This is a genomic window from Stenotrophomonas sp. IS26, from assembly GCF_054188265.1.
Genome location: NZ_JBSZJV010000015.1, coordinates 16,891 through 34,157, shown reverse-complemented (window position 1 = coordinate 34,157; position 17,267 = coordinate 16,891). Strand labels below are relative to the sequence as shown.

General features: G+C 67.8%; 13 protein-coding genes and 1 riboswitch. Of the genes, 10 read left to right on the top strand and 3 right to left on the bottom strand.

The window, feature by feature from the left end; translation table 11 throughout:
• Positions 1 to 39: 39 nt before the first annotated feature.
• Both ACW6W5_RS13350 and ACW6W5_RS13345 read right to left on the bottom strand, forming a co-directional pair.
• On the bottom strand, positions 40 to 5,847 hold the full coding sequence (locus ACW6W5_RS13350) for an MBG domain-containing protein (protein WP_152152400.1): 5,808 nt from the start codon (positions 5,845 to 5,847) through the stop codon (positions 40 to 42).
• Between the two features lie 12 nt (positions 5,848 to 5,859).
• Positions 5,860 to 7,545, bottom strand: coding sequence for a ShlB/FhaC/HecB family hemolysin secretion/activation protein (locus ACW6W5_RS13345; RefSeq protein WP_152152398.1), 1,686 nt, complete (start codon positions 7,543 to 7,545; stop codon positions 5,860 to 5,862).
• A gap of 234 nt (positions 7,546 to 7,779) precedes the next feature.
• Here ACW6W5_RS13345 and glyA point away from each other — a divergent pair, with 234 nt between their 5' ends.
• From glyA to thiL, 10 genes are all read left to right on the top strand, one after another.
• The gene (gene glyA, locus ACW6W5_RS13340; RefSeq protein WP_121042670.1) at positions 7,780 to 9,033 is read left to right on the top strand and encodes a serine hydroxymethyltransferase; all 1,254 of its coding nucleotides are present in this window, start codon (positions 7,780 to 7,782) and stop codon (positions 9,031 to 9,033) included.
• A 1-nt stretch (position 9,034) separates the two neighbouring features.
• A complete protein-coding gene (locus ACW6W5_RS13335; protein WP_152152396.1) occupies positions 9,035 to 9,460 on the top strand; it encodes a hypothetical protein in 426 nt (141 codons plus the stop codon).
• Positions 9,461 to 9,464: 4 nt separating this feature from the next.
• Complete coding sequence (locus tag ACW6W5_RS13330; RefSeq protein WP_152152394.1) at positions 9,465 to 9,908, top strand: hypothetical protein; 444 nt, start codon at positions 9,465 to 9,467, stop codon at positions 9,906 to 9,908.
• A gap of 107 nt (positions 9,909 to 10,015) precedes the next feature.
• On the top strand, positions 10,016 to 10,537 hold the full coding sequence (gene nrdR / locus ACW6W5_RS13325) for a transcriptional regulator NrdR (protein WP_019182518.1): 522 nt from the start codon (positions 10,016 to 10,018) through the stop codon (positions 10,535 to 10,537).
• A gap of 70 nt (positions 10,538 to 10,607) precedes the next feature.
• Positions 10,608 to 11,690, top strand: coding sequence for a bifunctional diaminohydroxyphosphoribosylaminopyrimidine deaminase/5-amino-6-(5-phosphoribosylamino)uracil reductase RibD (gene ribD, locus ACW6W5_RS13320; protein WP_152152392.1), 1,083 nt, complete (start codon positions 10,608 to 10,610; stop codon positions 11,688 to 11,690).
• A gap of 188 nt (positions 11,691 to 11,878) precedes the next feature.
• Positions 11,879 to 12,023: riboswitch (FMN riboswitch) on the top strand.
• A gap of 75 nt (positions 12,024 to 12,098) precedes the next feature.
• On the top strand, positions 12,099 to 12,701 hold the full coding sequence (locus ACW6W5_RS13315) for a riboflavin synthase (RefSeq protein ID WP_070426607.1): 603 nt from the start codon (positions 12,099 to 12,101) through the stop codon (positions 12,699 to 12,701).
• Positions 12,698 to 13,813 (top strand): 3,4-dihydroxy-2-butanone-4-phosphate synthase, encoded by a 1,116-nt coding sequence (gene ribB, locus ACW6W5_RS13310; RefSeq protein ID WP_121042678.1) that lies wholly within the window; start codon positions 12,698 to 12,700, stop codon positions 13,811 to 13,813. Before ACW6W5_RS13315 ends, ribB begins: the two co-directional genes overlap by 4 nt.
• 133 nt (positions 13,814 to 13,946) lie before the next feature.
• Positions 13,947 to 14,414: a 6,7-dimethyl-8-ribityllumazine synthase gene (gene ribH / locus ACW6W5_RS13305; protein WP_121042680.1), complete on the top strand. Its 468-nt coding sequence runs from the start codon at positions 13,947 to 13,949 to the stop codon at positions 14,412 to 14,414.
• On the top strand, positions 14,411 to 14,890 hold the full coding sequence (nusB, locus tag ACW6W5_RS13300; protein ID WP_121042682.1) for a transcription antitermination factor NusB: 480 nt from the start codon (positions 14,411 to 14,413) through the stop codon (positions 14,888 to 14,890). Before ribH ends, nusB begins: the two co-directional genes overlap by 4 nt.
• 8 nt (positions 14,891 to 14,898) lie before the next feature.
• Positions 14,899 to 15,873 (top strand): thiamine-phosphate kinase, encoded by a 975-nt coding sequence (gene thiL / locus ACW6W5_RS13295; RefSeq protein WP_152152390.1) that lies wholly within the window; start codon positions 14,899 to 14,901, stop codon positions 15,871 to 15,873.
• A gap of 6 nt (positions 15,874 to 15,879) precedes the next feature.
• Here the strand turns inward: thiL and ACW6W5_RS13290 are convergent, their stop codons facing one another.
• On the bottom strand, positions 15,880 to 17,265 hold the full coding sequence (locus ACW6W5_RS13290; RefSeq protein WP_152152388.1) for an FAD-binding oxidoreductase: 1,386 nt from the start codon (positions 17,263 to 17,265) through the stop codon (positions 15,880 to 15,882).
• Positions 17,266 to 17,267: the final 2 nt, after the last annotated feature.

The window sequence follows — 17,267 nt, the reverse complement described above, 5'->3', positions numbered from 1 at the left end:
ATCCGGTGGATGCGCCTTCTTGCTATCGCACGCCGGCGATCATTCCGGCGGCTGGCGCAGGCAACCTCCGCGCAGGGACGTGCAGCGATCCTCGACGGGACGGATGGCCGCTTCGCTCAGGCGGTACAGCGGCGGGGTGGATGGCTCTACCAATGGGATCACCGCGAGCGCAGGTAGATTGGCCGCGACCTCGCGCGCCACCTGCAGTGCCTGTTCTGGCCACACTCCGACGATGTCCAGCGTACCGGGGCGGTAGCGGATGTCGTAGTTGCCCAAGCGGGCACCCTGCGCATCGCCGGCGTGGATCGCATAGCGGCCGGGGCGCGCACCGGCATCATCCCCCTCGATGCGCAACACAACGCTGTCGATGGCATCGCCGTTGAGCAGCCCTTCGGCGGTATGGCCATTCAGTACAGCGATCTGGCCGATGTTGCTGCGGGCATCGTTGGCGGTGATGGTCAATCCGGCCTTGCCGATGGACAGCACGCCGTTGACGTAGGTGATGTCGTAGTTGGACAAGCCGTTGCCGTCGGCGTTGCTGGCGGTGATGGTGTAGTTGCCGACGTTGGCACTAGCGCTGGCTCCGGAGCTCGCCAGATCGACCTTGCCCACCGTATCACCATGGAGCAGACCATCGACGTTGTAACCGGCCAGGCCGCCGGTTTGCCCATACGTCCTGCTGCCATCATTGGCGGTGATGGTCAATCCGGCCTTGCCGATGCTCAGGACGCCGTCGACATAGGTGATGTCGTAGTTCGACAGCCCCGTGCCATCCGCATTGCTGGCGGCAATCAGGTAGTTGCCGACGTTGGCCGTCGCCACCATACCGGTGGATACCAGATCTACTGAAGACACGGTGTCGCCGTTGACCAGACCATGGCTGCCAAAGCCGTCGAGGCCACCGGACTGGCCATAGGTCTTGCCGCCGTTGTTGGCGGTGATCGTCAGTGCCCGTGGATCCACCTGCAGGGTGCCATCGATGAAGCGCAGTGCATAGCCGGCCTGCGAGCTGTCGAGTGATCCCTTTCCGACCCACAGCGCATAGGGTGTGGTGGACACATTGGCCATCGCAGTGGAGCCGGCTGAGGTGATCAACGGAGCGCCACCCAATACGCCGCCGATCCGATCCGCTTCATAAGCGCCGGCTACGCCCTGCATCGCCCCGCTCACGATGTAAGCCTGGCTCAGATCGACGGTATCGCCATAGATCTTGCTCAGGTTTGCACCGGTGACGGTCAAAAGAGGCTGGTAAGCGAACAGGTAGCGGTTGCCGCTGGCCGTTGGCGTTGCGAATGCCGGGGTGTTCCAGAGTGCGGTATTGCCGCTGTCGAGGCCATTGAACTGGTGGTTCAGCATTGGGCTGTCGAGGAAGATGCGCCACTGGCCATTGCCGCCGCTGACATCGAGTGCGGTAGAGCCAACGTCATTGACGAAGCGACCCGCTGTTGCGAGGTCGATTGTGTCGGCACGGATCATGCCGGTGAGGCGCAGCTCGCCATCGCTGCTGGCGCGCAGTGCACCCGTCGTGACGGAGCCCAATCTCAGCGCGTTGGCGGCGTTGATAGCGATATCGCGGCCAGACAGATCGACTGCTCCAGTGAAATGGTTGCCGGCATCTTTCAACGCGATATCCGCGCCATTGGCATTGAACGAAGACGCGCCGCCTACCCGGAATGCATCGGCTTGGGTAATGCCGCCGGTATCCACGTCGACCGATAGATTTCCGGTAACGTGGAGGCTCGAGCCCAGCGCGGTGAGGTTGGCATCGATGTTCAGATGACTCAACGCGCCAGCCCCCCCGACCGCGCCTGCGATACCCACCTGCCCGCCGGCGTTGATGTCCAACGCGTGCGTCCCGTCGACCGTGCCACCGAACGCGACGCTGCGACCGGCGGCGAGCGCCACATCACGATCCAGCCGCACCGCGCCGGCGTACTCCTGATCCTCGTCGGTGGTGACGTCGCCGCGCAGCGCGATCGTGTCCGCCGTTGCACGCAGGTTGCGTGCATCGACAGCGCCCAGCGGCAGGGTGTTGGCAGCGCGGATCGTGATGTCACGACCGGCAAGTGCGACTGAGCCGGCGAACTGGTTGCCAGCGTGGGTCAGCGTGATGTCGCCGATGCCTGCAGCGAGCGTGCTGGCGCCGCCGACCATCAACACGCCCGTCTGCGTGATCGCGCCCCCATTCGAGCGCGCATCCAACGCACCGGCAAGCGTCATGGCGCCGAGGTTGAGCGCACCGTGGCTGGTCGCGGCCAACGAGGACGCAGACACGCCGCCGAACGCCAGCGCATTGCGATCCGTGATCGCCACCGCGTCGGCACCGACGAGGTCGATCTCGCCTCCGAAATCGTTGTCGGTTCGCGTCAGGGTGATCGCGCCGCCGCTCGTCGCCAGGCGCGTGTCGCCCGTGACCTGGAACGCAGCCGACTGGGTGATGCCATCCCTGTCGCTCGCGAGCGACAGGGTGCCACCGCCGTTGCCGTCGTCGATGGTCAGCGCACCGCCGATCACGATCCGCGCTGCATCGGCATCCAGCCCGGCGAGCGCATGGCTGCCGCCGACCGCGCCCCCGAAGCGTATGTCGCCGTCGCCGGCGCGCGCGGTCAGGGTATGCCGGCCACTGGCGGTCGAGTCGACTGTGCCGGTGAACGCAATGTCGCCCGACGCGCTGTCCAGCGCGGTGTCGGCATCGAGCACAACGCTGCCCCGATAGGTCTGGTCACCCGAGGTGGTCATGGCGGGCGCCAGGTGGATCGTCGTCGCCTGCGCATCGAGGCTGGCCGCGTCCACCTGGCCGAGCACCAGGGTATTGCTGTCGCGGAGCGCGACGTTGCGACCGCGCATGTGGACCCGACCACTGAAGTCGTTGCCGGCGCCGCGCAGATCCATGTCGCGACCCGCATCGAGGGTCGTTGTGCCGCCTGCATCGATGCGGCCACCGGTCTGCACGATGTCCACGCCGCTCGACAGCGCGAGCGCGCCGGCCGCGGAGACATCGGCTCCGAGCACCAGACCGTTCGCGCCATACAGGGACACGGCACCGCCGCCGAGTGTGTGGCCCAGGGCCAATGCGCCGGTCTCCGAGCGCAGGGTCAAGCGCCCCATGCCCGTGTTGACAGCGGTGGCGAGTTCCAGAGTGCCGCCTGCGAGATCGACATTGCTTCCAGCGCCGCTGGCGAGGTCGACGACCCGCAGGGTGTCCTGGCTGCGCAGGACCACGCCTGCACCGGCGCGCGCGCCCACATCGCCACCGAAGCGGTTGCCGGCATGTGCCACTGCGATCGCGCCGACGGCATCGAAGGATGCGACCGCTGCGACGACGAGTGCGCCGGCCTGGCCGATCGCCGCGCCGCTGTCCGCGGTGAGGCTGCCGCCGACGCGGCCGGCACCGAACACGAGGCCGCCGGTGCCTGCATGCGCGCCCAGGTCGCCGTCGATGTCGAAGGTCCCCAGGGAAAGCGCGCTGCCGGTCAGCGTGGCATCACCCGCGACCCTCGCGTCGGCCAGCGTCAGTCCGGCCACGCTGGTCGCGCGCAGGCTGTCCACGTCGATCCCTTCAAGCGTCAGCGCCGAGGCGGCATCGACGATCGCAGCGCCGCCATCGAGCGACAGCACGCCGCCGAAGCGGTTGGACGCATTGGCCAGGGTGATGTTGCCATTCGCCACGAAGCGGGCGTTGCCTCCGATGTCGTAGGCGCCCTGCTGGGTGTACGCGCTGCCACTGTCCACGGTCAGCGTATTGGCCACGCGGATGCCGCGGGCGGACACCGTCGCGCCCTTGAGCGCCAGCGACTGCAGACGACGGGACGCACCGGCATCGGCGCCCAGCAAGACCCCGTTGAGGGCGGCGAGTGTCAGCTGGCCGCGGGCGTCGGTTTCCGCGTCGAGGGCACCGGTCACGGCGATCGAGCCGCCCGTGCTGCGCACCGTGTAGTTTCCGCTGCGCACCCCGGTCACGCCGAATGCGATGTTGCCCGCGGTGGTGAGGTTGCCACCGATCGTCGTCAGGTCGCGGACACCACGTGCATCGAACGACGACAGCGCAGTCGCGCCGCCGATGTTGCCCGCGAATGTCGACCAGCGGCCGGTGACGCCGAGTGCGTACGCGCCATCCACGCGACCGCCGAAGTCGACGGCGCCGACGGTACTGGTCAACTGCGTGTCGCGCTCGAGCAGCAGATCGCCACCGTAGAACTGGTAGCCCGCCGTGGTGACCGGTCCGGACAGCCGCAGTTGCGGCGCCCTCGCAAACAGGGCGCCGACGTTCAACGTGCCGAAGCGCAGCATCGCGGCGTCGCTGATGTACGCGTTGTTTCCGCCCAGCGACACGATGCCGCCGAAGGCATTGCCGGGGTTGTCGAATCGGATGTCGCCGTTGGCCTGCAGCGTTGTCGCGCCTGCCACACGCAGCGCGCCCGTCTGGAAGATGGCGCCAGTCGACGTCGCCGACAGCGCGCCACGGACGCTGCCGCCGCCGAAGCTGAGTGCGCTGGACACCGCCGGGCCTGAGGTGGTCGCGTCGAGGCTGCCTACATCCAGCTGCCCCAGTGTGAGAGCACCGGTATTGCGGATGCGGGCATCGCCACCCGAGGTGAGGCTGACCGCGCCCCCGAACCAGTTGTTCGGGTTGGTCAGGGTGATCGCATTGCCGCCGGTGTTGATCGTGCTGGTGCCGCCCACGTTGAGCGGTGCGACCTGCTCCAGCGCGATGCTGTTGCCCACCACCAGATTGCCCTGCACGGTGCCGCCAAGGTTACCGATGCGGTTGCTGGGTGACCCCAGCGTCACGTTCCGCAGGGGGCCGGCAAACTGCAGGGTCCCGGCCGACAGGGTTCCGGAGTTCTGGGTGACATCACCTTCGGCGTACAGCGTGGTGACACCGGCACTGACGTTGCCGGTCTGCACGATGCCCCCGCCGTGGGCCTGTACCACCAGGCTGCCATCGTTGCCCAAGACACTGCTGGCGGTGACCACGCCGCCCAGGTTGATCAGGGACGGCAGCAGGCCCGGCGCTACCGCCGCCTGCAGGTTGATCGCCCCGGCCTGCAGGGTGCCGGTGTTGTGGATGGCGCTGTTGCCGAACGCAGTGGCGGGGGAATTGCTGATGCTGGCCAAGTAGACGCTGATGCCGGTGCCGGGCTCGTAGAGCTGCAGCCGTACCGGGTTGCCCGCCATCAGGTTGATCTGCGCGGCCTGGATGCTGCCGCCATTGGTGACCGCCGCGCCCAGCAGCGATATCGATCCGTTGGTCGCGGTCAGGTTGCCCAGGTTGATGATCTGCGCACCGGTCTGGGCACTGCCCTGGAAATCGTAGACGTCATTGGCCACGCCTCCGTCCAGCGCCATCGTGCTGGCCACCAGGCCGCCGACGTTGACGCTGGATCCTGAGCTGAACATGATCCCGGCCGGATTGATCAGGAACACCTGGCCGTTGCCGTTGAGCAGGCCGGCGATGGTGCTCGGCGTACCAGAATTGATCTTGTTGACGGTGACCGCGCTGCTACCGGGCACCACGAAGTTCACGGTACCGGTACTGCTGATGTCGAAGCTGTTCCAGTCAATCAGCGCCTTGGTCGATGTCTGGTTGACGGTGAGCGCATCGACACCGGAGGGGGTGATGTTGCCAGCCCCTGTGGTCCAGATGCCGCCGGTGGGCAGGGTCGCGGCAAGCCCGGCCGGCGCCCATAGCGCCAGCAGCAGCGGCAGCCAGAGTGGGCGCAGTGCCGGCTGCCGCTGCGAGGACAGGGCAGCACCGGAACCGGCCACGCTGCCACTGGCCAGCTCCGAAGCAACCTGGACGCGGCCCAACGCACGATTGAAGACAAGGCGATAGATACGATTCATGGTCTGTGTTCCTCAGAACGTCAGGCTGATGCCGGCCCAGACGCGCATATCGTCTTGATCGGCAGGTTGGGTGCGGCCGGTCGGGGTGGCAGCGGTCAGGTTGAACTGCAGGCCCTGCGGCAGCCGCAGCTGCAGGCCCAGCCCCGCGCCTTCAAGCGTGAGGGGCTGCAGCCCGAGCCGGCGGTTCTGCGCCACGGGCGAGGTCCTGCCCCAGTCGTAGAACAGCTGGAGCGACAACACGTCTCCCCAGTTGCGGCCTTGGAACGGTGAGGGCAGGGTGGCGAAGCCGGGCGCATCGACCTGGTACTCGAAGGTGGCCTGCACGCCACGATCGCCCAGCGCGGCCGAGAGCGGGAAGGCGCGCACGCTGTTGGGGCCGCCGATGCTGAACTGCTCCATCGGTGTGAGCGCGTTGTCGGTGAACTGGCCAGTGCCACGCAGGTAGAGGCGCTGGTTGCCGGGCAGGGCCTGCAGGCGAGCCGCCGACAGTCGCGTCACCCAGTAGTAGCTGTCGTGGTTGGGATACAGCCAATCGAACGGCGCTGACTCGTCGTTGATCGACTTGCGCGTGCTCAGCTGCACCAGGTTGATGCCGCGCAACCGGCGGTCGGTATGCCGCATCGACAGGCCGGCTTCAAGCACGTCGAACGTATGACGTGAGAGCTGCATGCCGAGGCCATCAAGACGGGATTCCTGGTGGATCCAGCGGCTGGAGACCTGCAGCAGCAGATCGGTACGGTTGACGAATTTCCAGTCCAGCCCGGCTTGCCCGACCGTGGTGGGGCCATGGATTTCCAGCGCCGCGAACGGGCCGTTGTTGAGCTCGATCTCGCTGCGGCTCACGCCGGCCGTCAGGCTCAGACCGTCGATGGCGGAGGAGGGAATGCTCAGCGATAACGCCCCCTGCCAGCTGTCGGCCGGATCCAGCCCGTAGGCGACACTGGCGCCCAGTACATCGGCCGCGCCAAGCGCGTTGAAGGCACTGATACCGAGTTCGGCGCGGTACTTGCCCGTGCTGTCGGTGCCATGGTTGTTCAGCCCGGCGGTGATTTCATACGGATGCGCGCTGTCCTGGGCGACCAGCACGATGTCCGTTTCACCGGCTTGCTGACCGGGCTGCAGCACCGAGGTAACCGACACCCCTGGCAGGTCACGCGCATACAGCAGGGCGCGGTCCAGTTCGGCGCGGCGCAGGGGACGGCCGATCAGCCCCAGGCTGCTGGCGCTGAGCTGGTGGTCGCGGTAGCGCTGGCTGCCCTGCACCAGCACCCGGCCCACCCGGCCTTCCAGGACATTCAGGGTGAGCATCTGGCGCTCGCCGATGTCCTGCGGCGGCACATAGGCCACCGAGACCAGAAACCCTGCCTCGCGATACGTCTGGGTGATCCGCGCGCTGATCTGCTGGATCTGCTCGAAATCCAGCGCGGCGGGCAGCGTTGGGCTGATCTCACGCAGTGCCTGGTTGGCGACGGCCTCCACGGCGGCGCGGCTGATGCCGCTGGCGGGGTGATCACCCACGCCCTCCACGGTGACCCGCGCGATCAGTACGGTCGCGCTTGCGGTGGCGGCCGGTGGCGCAGTGTCGGCGGCCAAGGCGACCTGGCCGAGGGGCGCGGCCAGGGCCAGGACGAGCAGGCCTGCCCGCCGTGGCAGGCAGCACTGACGGAGGGCGGGGGGCGAGAAGCCGGAGCAGCGCATTGGAGCGTTTCCTTACGGTGATAGGCCCCAGGACGGGAAAAACCAGGGCTGATCCTGTTAACCGTCAAAAGTGCGTGACCGCCATCACCGAATCCAGCGTATGTCTCAAAAAATGGGGGCAGGGCGCCTTTGACCGGGCCGGCCGCGCGCAGCCAGGGCGCCGAAGCAGGGCAGCCCCAGCCTGGGAACGGGCTACAATCGACGCCTTTCCTCCCTGTCCTGGAGTACCACCCGATGTTCCCGCGCGACGTCCGCATCGAAAGCTACGATCCCGAACTGGCCAAGGCCATTGCCGCCGAAACCCAGCGCCAGGAAGACCATGTCGAGCTGATTGCCAGCGAGAACTACACCAGCCCGGCGGTGATGGAAGCCCAGGGCAGCCAGCTGACCAACAAGTACGCCGAGGGCTATCCGGGCAAGCGTTACTACGGTGGCTGCGAATACGTGGACATCGCCGAGCAGCTGGCCATCGATCGCCTCAAGCAGCTGTTCGATGCCGACTATGCCAACGTGCAGCCGCACAGCGGTTCGCAGGCCAACCAGGCGGTGTACTTCGCGCTGCTGCAGCCGGGCGACACCATCCTGGGCATGAGCCTGGCCCATGGCGGCCACCTGACCCACGGTGCCAAGGTCAATGCCTCGGGCAAGCTGTTCAACGCCGTCCAGTACGGTGTCGACGAAGCCGGCCTGATCGACTATGACGAGGTCGAGCGCCTGGCGCTGGAGCACAAGCCGAAGATGGTCGTCGCCGGGTTCTCGGCTTACTCGCAGGTGGTGGACTGGGCGCGCTTCCGCGCCATCGCCGACAAGGTCGGTGCCTACCTGTTCGTGGATATGGCGCACGTGGCCGGTCTGGTCGCCGCCGGGGTCTACCCGAGCCCGCTGCCGCACGCCCACGTGGTCACCTCGACCACTCACAAGACCCTGCGCGGCCCGCGTGGCGGCATCATCATCGCCAAGGGGGCAAGCGAAGAACTGCAGAAGAAGCTGCAGTCCATCGTGTTCCCGGGCATCCAGGGCGGTCCGCTGATGCACGTCATCGCCGGCAAGGCCGTGGCCTTCAAGGAGGCGCTGGAGCCGGGCTTCAAGGCCTACCAGCAACAGGTGGTCAAGAACGCCCAGGCGATGGCGGATACGCTGATCGCGCGCGGCTACAAGATCGTCTCTGGCGGTACCCAGAACCACCTGATGCTGGTCGACATGATCGGCAAGGATGTCTCGGGCAAGGATGCTGAAGCCGCGCTCGGCCTGGCCCACATCACCGTCAACAAGAATTCCGTGCCGAACGACCCGCGTTCGCCGTTCGTGACCTCGGGCCTGCGCCTGGGTACGCCGGCGGTCACCACGCGCGGTTACGTGGAGCAGGACTGCGTGGAGCTGGCCAACTGGATCGCCGACGTGCTCGACGCCCCGGCAGATGAGGCCGTGATCGCCCGCGTCCGCGACGCGGTCAGCGCGCAGTGCCGCAAGTACCCGGTCTACGGCTGATATGGACGAGGGCCGGCAACGGCGTATCTACGCCGTGCTGGCCCTGATCTGCGGCATCGTGGGGATGGCCGGCGGCGGCACCTTCGCCGCCATCGGGGTCTGGGTCGCGTTCGTCGAGCCGGCCTATCTGGACCGGGCCTCGCGCCTGTTGATCGGTGGCTGGGGCAGTGCGGGCCTGAGCGGGGTGGCGGGCTGGCTGTGGTTGAGCAGCCGCTATCTCCGACAGGGACGCACCGGCCTGCGCGATGCCGGGCCTTGGCCGTGGGTTGCATTGGGCCTTGGCGTCCTTGCCGCCCTGGCGGTGGTCGGCATGGCATTCTGGCAGGCCGCCGCGAGTCCGATGGCACTGGTTCTGCTGCTGGCAGGGCCGCCGCTGATGTTGCCGGCTGTCATGCTGGTGCGGCTGCGGCGCACGCAAGGCACCTGACGGGATGAAACCCCTGGGCAGGCAGCGGTGGGGTCTGCTGCTGCATATGGCGTTGTTTGGACTCCCGCATGCCGTGGCGGCGTTTGTCGTGGTTGGGCTGTGCGTGCGCGACGTGCTCCATCAATACGGTGGGCCAGGCGATGCGCCGGGGTGGGCGGCCGCGTGGTTCGTCGCCGCCAGTCTGGTGCTGATCATCTGGTGGGGCCTTGCCCGGCGCTGGTGGCAGGGCGGCTCGGGCGAACTTCTTGCGGCCTCATCGGTGTGGTGGGCTGGCCTGCTGGCCGCCCTCGTGGCAACCGGCATTGCCTGGGCGGGTCTGGTGCGGTCGATCTTCCACCATCATCTGTTCGAAGGGTCCGCGCCAGCGGCCGCCCTGCTGCTGATGGCGGGCCTCCCCCTGCTCTCCTGCGCGGCGCACCTGCTATCGCTGCGTTGGCGCGCCAGGTAGGCGGGCGGGCCTTTCCGGGCCGCTATTTGCTGTAGCTGGTCCCTCTCAGGTACCGTTGCGACGCTGCCGTGACCACGGCATGACGTTTTCCCGATGTAAGGCGTTCCATGTACTGTCCGTTCTGCCAGCATGCCGATACCCGTGTGATCGACTCGCGCGTCTCTGAAGACGGCGCGACGATCCGGCGTCGCCGCGAGTGCGAGGCCTGCAACGAGCGCTTCAGCACCCTGGAAACCATCGAACTGAAACTGCCGGCGATCGTGAAAAGCGACGGCAGCCGGGAGGCGTTCGATGCCCGCAAGGTCCGCAGTGGTTTCGACCGCGCGCTGCAGAAGCGCCCGGTTCCCGAGGACAAGATCGAGCTGGCGGTGCGCGCGGTGATGCAGCAGGCGCGTATCTGCGGCGAACGCGAAATCCCCTCGATCAAGGTCGGTGAGTTCGTGATGAACGAGCTGCGCAAGCTCGACCATGTCGGCTACGTGCGGTTTGCCTCGGTGTACCGCAGCTTCGAAGACGTGGCCGATTTCCGCGAGGAAATCGAGAAGCTTGAACGGGAGTTGCCCTCCAGCACCGAACAGCTGCAGCTGCTCGGCGATGTGATCGCGCTGACCAAGAAAAAGAAAGGCTGAGCCTGCGCCGCATCGCGGCCACCACGGCTGAGCTACCATCGCGGCTGCCTGCCGCCGGACGCTCACCGCCATGACTGACTTCACCGCTCTCGACCACCAGCACATGGCGCATGCGCTGCGCCTGGCCGAGCGCGCCGCGTACACCGCGCGGCCCAATCCGATGGTGGGTTGCGTCATCGCACGCGACGAGGTGGTGGTCGGCGAGGGCTGGCACCAGCGCACCGGCGGCCCCCACGCGGAAGTATTCGCGCTGCGCCAGGCTGGCGAACAGGCGCGCGGCGCCACCGCCTACGTGACCCTGGAGCCGTGCGCGCACCACGGTCGCACGCCCCCGTGCGCACTGGCCTTGATCGAGGCAGGGGTGACACGCGTGGTCGCGGCGATGCGCGACCCCTTCCCGAAGGTCGACGGCGGCGGTTTCGTGCTGCTGCGCGAGGCCGGCATCGAGGTCGCGGAAGGGTTGATGGCTGCGCAGGCGCGCGAGCTCAACCACGGGTTCCTGTCACGCATCGAACGCGGGCGCCCCTGGGTGCGGGTGAAGCTCGCGGCCAGTCTGGACGGGCGTACCGCGATGGCCGATGGCAGCTCCAAATGGATCACCGGTGCGGCCGCCCGCGAGGACGTGCAGCACTGGCGGGCGCGGGCGGGCGCGATTCTTACCGGCGCGGCCACCGTGTTGGCCGATGACCCGATGTTGACCGTGCGGCTGGCCGATACCGAGGTAGTGCCGCCGTTGCGGGTGGTGCTCGATGCACGTCTGCGCTCGCTGGAATGTGCGCGGGTGCGCGAGGGCGGGGCGCCGACGCTCTACGTGCATGATGCCGCGGTCAGCCCGCCGGATGCCGCCGATGCGGAGTTCGCCAGCGTGCCCAGCCATGACGGTCGTCTGGATCTGGGCGCGGTGCTGGCGCTGCTCGCTGAGCGCGGCATCAACGAAGTGCATACCGAAGCCGGCGCCACCTTGGCCGGTGCGTTGCTGGCCGGTGGCTGGGTCGACGAACTGCTGCTGTACCAGGCGCCCACGCTGCTCGGCGAGCATGGGCTGCCGCTGCTGTCCGGTCTGGGTATCCACGCGATGGACCAGCAGCGGCAGATGCGGGTGGTGGACAGGCGCCAGGTGGGTGAGGACCTGCGCCTGTTGCTGCGCCCATAAAAAACGGGCCCCTTGCGGGACCCGTTCGATCATGGCGCGGCGCGGACGCCGCAGCCCGATCAGTAACCAACGTGTGTGCCCTCATATCCACGGGCGCAGCACTCAGCGGGCTAGCTTAACACTTATTTAACTTAAAGCCCCCAGTCAGGGTGCCCTGTTACACTAGCCGCGCCGGTTCGCCGGTACACAAACGTCTTCAGGGCGGGGTGCGATTCCCCACCGGCGGTAGGTGCGCAAGCACGAGCCCGCGAGCGCTTCCCGGTCCCCGGGAAGGTCAGCAGATCCGGTCCGATGCCGGAGCCGACGGTATAGTCCGGATGAAAGAAGACGGTGCGGCCGGGCCTTGTGCTCGGCGTGCACCTATATGCCTTGCGGCGTTTTTCGCTCACTTTCCGCGGAGAACGTTCCTTGTTTACTGGAATCATCGAAGGCGTCGGCCGTCTGGCCGCACGCGACACCCTTGGCGGCGATGTCCGCTTCACCTTTGACGTGGGCACCCTGCCGTTCGAGAACGTGCAGATGGGCGAGAGCATCGCCATCAACGGGGTCTGCCTCACCGTCATCGCGTATGACGCCACCCGCTTCCAGGCCGACGCCTCCACCGAGACGCTGGGCCTGACCACGCTGGGGCAGCTGGCCGACGGCGCCGTCATCAATCTCGAACGCGCGATGCGCCCGACCGATCGCCTGGGTGGCCATCTGGTCAGCGGCCATGTCGATGGCCTGGGCCAGGTGCTGTCAGTGCATGACGATGCACGTGCCCAGCGCTGGCGCTTCGCCGCGCCGGCCGCGCTGCTGCGCTACATCGCCAAGAAAGGCTCGATCTGCGTGGACGGGGTCAGTCTGACCGTCAACGAAGTGGACGAACAAGGCTTCGAGGTCGCCCTCATCCCGCACACCGTCGCCAACACCGCCTTCGCCGCTACTGCCGTGGGCAGCGCGGTCAATCTTGAAATCGATCTGGTCGCCCGTTACGTCGAACGTTTGTTGGGTGCAGGAGCACGCGCATGAATTTCGCCCCCATTCCCGAGATCCTCGAGGACATCCGCCTCGGCCGCATGGTCGTCATCGTCGATGACGAAGACCGTGAGAACGAAGGCGACCTGATCATGGCCGCCGAGCTGGTCAAGCCCTCGGACATCAACTTCATGGTCACCCATGGCCGTGGCCTGGTGTGCCTGCCGCTGACCCGCGAGCGTGCGGCCGACCTGGGCCTGGCCCCGATGGTGCAGGCCAATACCGCGCAGTTCCAGACCAACTTCACGGTCAGCATCGAGGCCGCCGAAGGCGTGACCACCGGCATCTCGGCCTACGACCGTGCGCACACCATCCGCACCGCAGTGAAGCCCGATGCCAAGCCGGCCGACCTGCACCAGCCGGGCCACATCTTCCCGCTGATCGCCCAGCCGGGCGGCGTGCTGACCCGCGCCGGGCATACCGAGGCCGGCGTCGATCTGGCCATGCTGGCGGGCCTGGAGCCGGCGGGCGTGCTGGTGGAGATCCTCAACCCGGATGGCAGCATGGCGCGCCGCCCGGAGTTGGAGGTGTTCGCCCGCGAGCACGGCCTGAAGATGGGCTCCATCGCCGACCTGATCGCGTACCGTCTGGCCACCGAGAAGACGGTCGAGCGCGTCGACGAGCGCGAGATCGAGACCGAGTTCGGCCCCTTCACGCTGGTCACCTACCGCGATCGGATCGCCCACGACCTGCACTTCGCGCTGGTCCGCGGCACCCCGGATGCCGAGCCGACCCTGGTCCGCGTGCAGGTGGAAAACCCGCTGGCTGATCTGCTGCACTGGCGCCGCGATGATTTCGGCGTGGCCTCCACCGATGCCCTGCGCGCCATCGCCGCCGCCGAGCGCGGCGTGATGGTGGTGCTGTCGGCGCCGCGCGACACCAACAGCCTGCTGGCCCGCCTGCGCCAGCAGCCGGTGCCGGTCGTGCCGGGCAAGGACAAGGACGTGAGCCAGTGGCGCCGCAACGGCGCCGGGGCGCAGATCCTGTCCGACCTGGGCCTGGGCAAGCTGCGCGTGCTGGGCACCCCCCGCCGCCAGATCGGCCTGGCCGGGTATGGCCTGGAAGTGGTCGAGACGGTGGAGAACACGTCATCGCAGGCGCGCTGACGTCGCGCCGCTTCGCGGCAGCTCCCTGACTCAGGGGGCTTTTGCACCCGACCCGTCCCGTAACGCGCGGCGACCCGGCTACACGCAGCCATGCGCTAGAATATTCACCTATTAAATGGACCCCACGCCGAACATGAGCCATTACGAAGGCGACCTCCGTACTCCGGAAAAGGCCCGTTTCGCCATCCTCGCCAGCCGCTGGAACGCCCGCATCACCGACGTGCTGGTGGCCGGTGCGCGGCAGAGCCTGGCCGGCAACGGGATCGACGAGTCCGCCATCGACGTGATCCGCGTGCCCGGCGCATGGGAACTGCCGCTGGTCGCCGCGCGTCTGGCGGCCGCCCATCAGCATGCCGCGATCATCACCCTGGGCTGCGTGATCCGGGGCGATACCCGCCATTACGAACACGTGGCCGACCGCTGCGCCGAAGGCCTGATGCGCGTGCAGCTGGATTTCGGTGTGCCGGTGCTCAATGGCGTACTGGCGGTGGAACGTGTCGAGGATGCCGACGCCCGCGCGGGTGGCAGCCACGGCAACAAGGGTGAGGAAGCCGCACTGACGGCGTTGGAAATGGTCAATCTTCTGGAGCAGCTGCCATGAACAAGTCAAACCCGGGCAAGCCCTCCGGTAAGCCCGTCCGCCGTGATGGCGTCGACCCCGTGCTGCGTTCGCGCGCGCGTCGTCGTGCCCTGCAGGCAATCTATGCGTGGCAGATCTCCGGTGGCAACGCGCAGAGCGTGATCGCCCAGTTTGCCCATGAACAGGCCCGCGAAATCGCGGATCTGGCCTACTTCGAAGCGCTGGTGCATGGCGTGCTCGACAACCGCAAGGATCTGGATGCGGCGCTGGACCCGTACCTGGATCGTGGGATCGAGGAAGTGGATGCGATCGAACGCGCCGCGCTGCGCGTGGCCGCCTATGAGATGCGCTTCCGCCTGGACGTGCCGTACCGCGTCGTGATCAACGAAGCGATCGAGTCAGCCAAGCGTTTCGGTTCCGAGCATGGCCACACCTACGTCAATGGCGTGCTCGACCGGGCCGCGGTGGAGTGGCGCAAGGTCGAATCGGGTCACTGATCCGCCCCGTGTCCCTTGCCGAATTTGCTCTGATCGACCGCATCCGTGCGCGCACCACCGCGCGCGCCGATGTCGTGCTCGGCATCGGCGATGACGCCGCGCTGCTGCAGCCGCGTGCGGGCGAACAGTTGGTGATCACCACCGATACGCTCAACAGCGGCGTGCATTTCCCGGTCGAAACCCCGGCCTACGAGATCGGCTGGAAAACCCTCGCGGTGAACCTCTCCGATCTCGCCGCCATGGGCGCCCGTCCGGCGTGGTGCACCTTGGCGCTGTCCTTGCCGGACGCCGACGCGGACTGGATCGAAGCCTTCGCCGATGGTTTCTTCGCATTGGCCGACGAGCACGACATCGTGCTGGTTGGCGGCGACACCACGCGCGGGCCGCTGTCGCTGTCGGTGACCGCGATCGGGCAGGTCGCGCCCGGCCAGGCGCTGCGTCGCGATCGTGCCCAGTTGGGGGATGACATCTGGGTCAGTGGCACGCTGGGCGATGCCGCCGGTGCCCTGCGCCTGTGGCAGCAGAACCGGTTGAAGGTGGCGGTCGCCACGCTGCTCAGCGATGACGAAACGCTGCGCGGGCGCCTGCTGCGTCCGATCCCGCGCGTCACGCTTGGCCTGCGCCTGCGTGCCTACGCACATGCGGCCGTGGATATCTCCGATGGTCTGCTCGCTGATCTGGGCCATATCGCGGCCTGCAGCGGCGTGCGCGCGGAAGTGGAGGCCGATGCATTGCCGATCTCGTCGGCCCTGCGCGAGCAGCTCGGGCGCGAGGGTGCCCGCGACTGCGCGCTGCGTGGCGGCGACGACTACGAGCTGTGCTTCACCGTCGCGCCGTCGCAGCGTGACGCGATCCATGCCTTGTCGGCGTCCCTGGGCTTGCCGCTGACCCGGATCGGCCGGATCGTGGAAGGACAGGGCGTGCACTGCGCTGATGCCGACGCCACCGACGGTGGCTACCAGCACTTCTCCGAACGTCGCTGACGCCCATCACACCGGCGGCAGCACCTTCCCCGGATTGAGAATCCCATCCGGATCCAGCGCACCCTTGATCGCGCGCATCGCCGCCAGCGTGGCCGGGGTGAACGCCTGTGCCATGAAATCGCGCTTGGCCAGGCCGATGCCGTGTTCGCCGGAGAGCGTGCCGCCCAGTGCCAGGGTCAGCGCGAACACGCGCGGCAGCGCCGCATGGGCGCGTGCGTTCTCGCCGGCGTCGTCCGGGTGGTAGAGGATGTTGACGTGCAGGTTGCCGTTGCCGGCATGGCCGAAGGTGACGATCGGCAGAGCGAACTCCGCCGACAGCGCCTGCACCCCGGCGACCAGCGCGGGAATGCGCGACACCGGGACCACCACGTCTTCGTTGATCTTGCCCGGTGCGATGCTGCGCAGCGCCGGTGACAGCGCCTTGCGCGCGGCCCACAGGGTTTCGCGCGCGCTGCCTTCCATCGCCACATCCAGTGCGATCAGACCATCGCCTTCGGCCGCCGCCGCCAGGGCCTGCAGCAGGTAGGGCAGCGTGTCGTGGTCGCCGTCGGCCTCCACCAGCAGCATCGCGCCGGCCTCGGGCACGTCAGCCCCATTGCGACGCAGCAGTTCGAGGCTGCGCGCATCCATGAATTCCAGGCGCGTGGGCACCACCGGCTGGGCCATCAGGCGCGACACCGCCTGCGCGGCGGCATCCGCATCGCGGTACAGCACGCGCAGCCCGGCCTGCGTCACCGGCAGCGGGGTCAGCTTCAGGGTCGCTTCCACGATCAGGGCCAGCGTGCCTTCGCTGCCGACCAGCAGATGGGTCAGGTCGTAGCCGGTGGCGTCCTTCGTGTACGGCCCGCCGCAGGTGATCAGTTCACCGGCACCGGTGACGGCAACCAGGCCGAGCACGTTGTCGCGGCTGGTGCCGTACTTCACCGCGCGCGGGCCACCGGCATTGCAGGCGAGGTTGCCGCCGATGCTGCAGATCTCCGCACTGGAAGGGTCCGGCGGCCAGAACAGGCCGTGCGGCATCAGCGCCTGCTGCAGGTCGCCGTTGAGCACGCCGGGTTCGACCACCGCGCAGCGGTCGCCGGGCTGGATGGCGAGGATGCGGTTCATCCGCGCGAACGAGAGCACGATGCTGCCTTCGATAGGCACGGCAGCGCCGGTGGTGCCGGTGCCTGCGCCACGCGCGACCAGGGCGATGCGATGTTCGCGGCAGGCGCGGACCAAGGCGACCACCTGCTCGCGATCGCGCGGGAAGGCGACACCGGCCGGCAGCGTGTGCCGCCACGAGTTGTCCTGGGCATGTGCGTTGCGTGCGCTGTCATCCGTTCGCCAGCCGTCGTCGCCGAGCAGGGCATGCAGGGTGGCAACGAACGCCGTGGGCAGGGCAGGGGTCATCA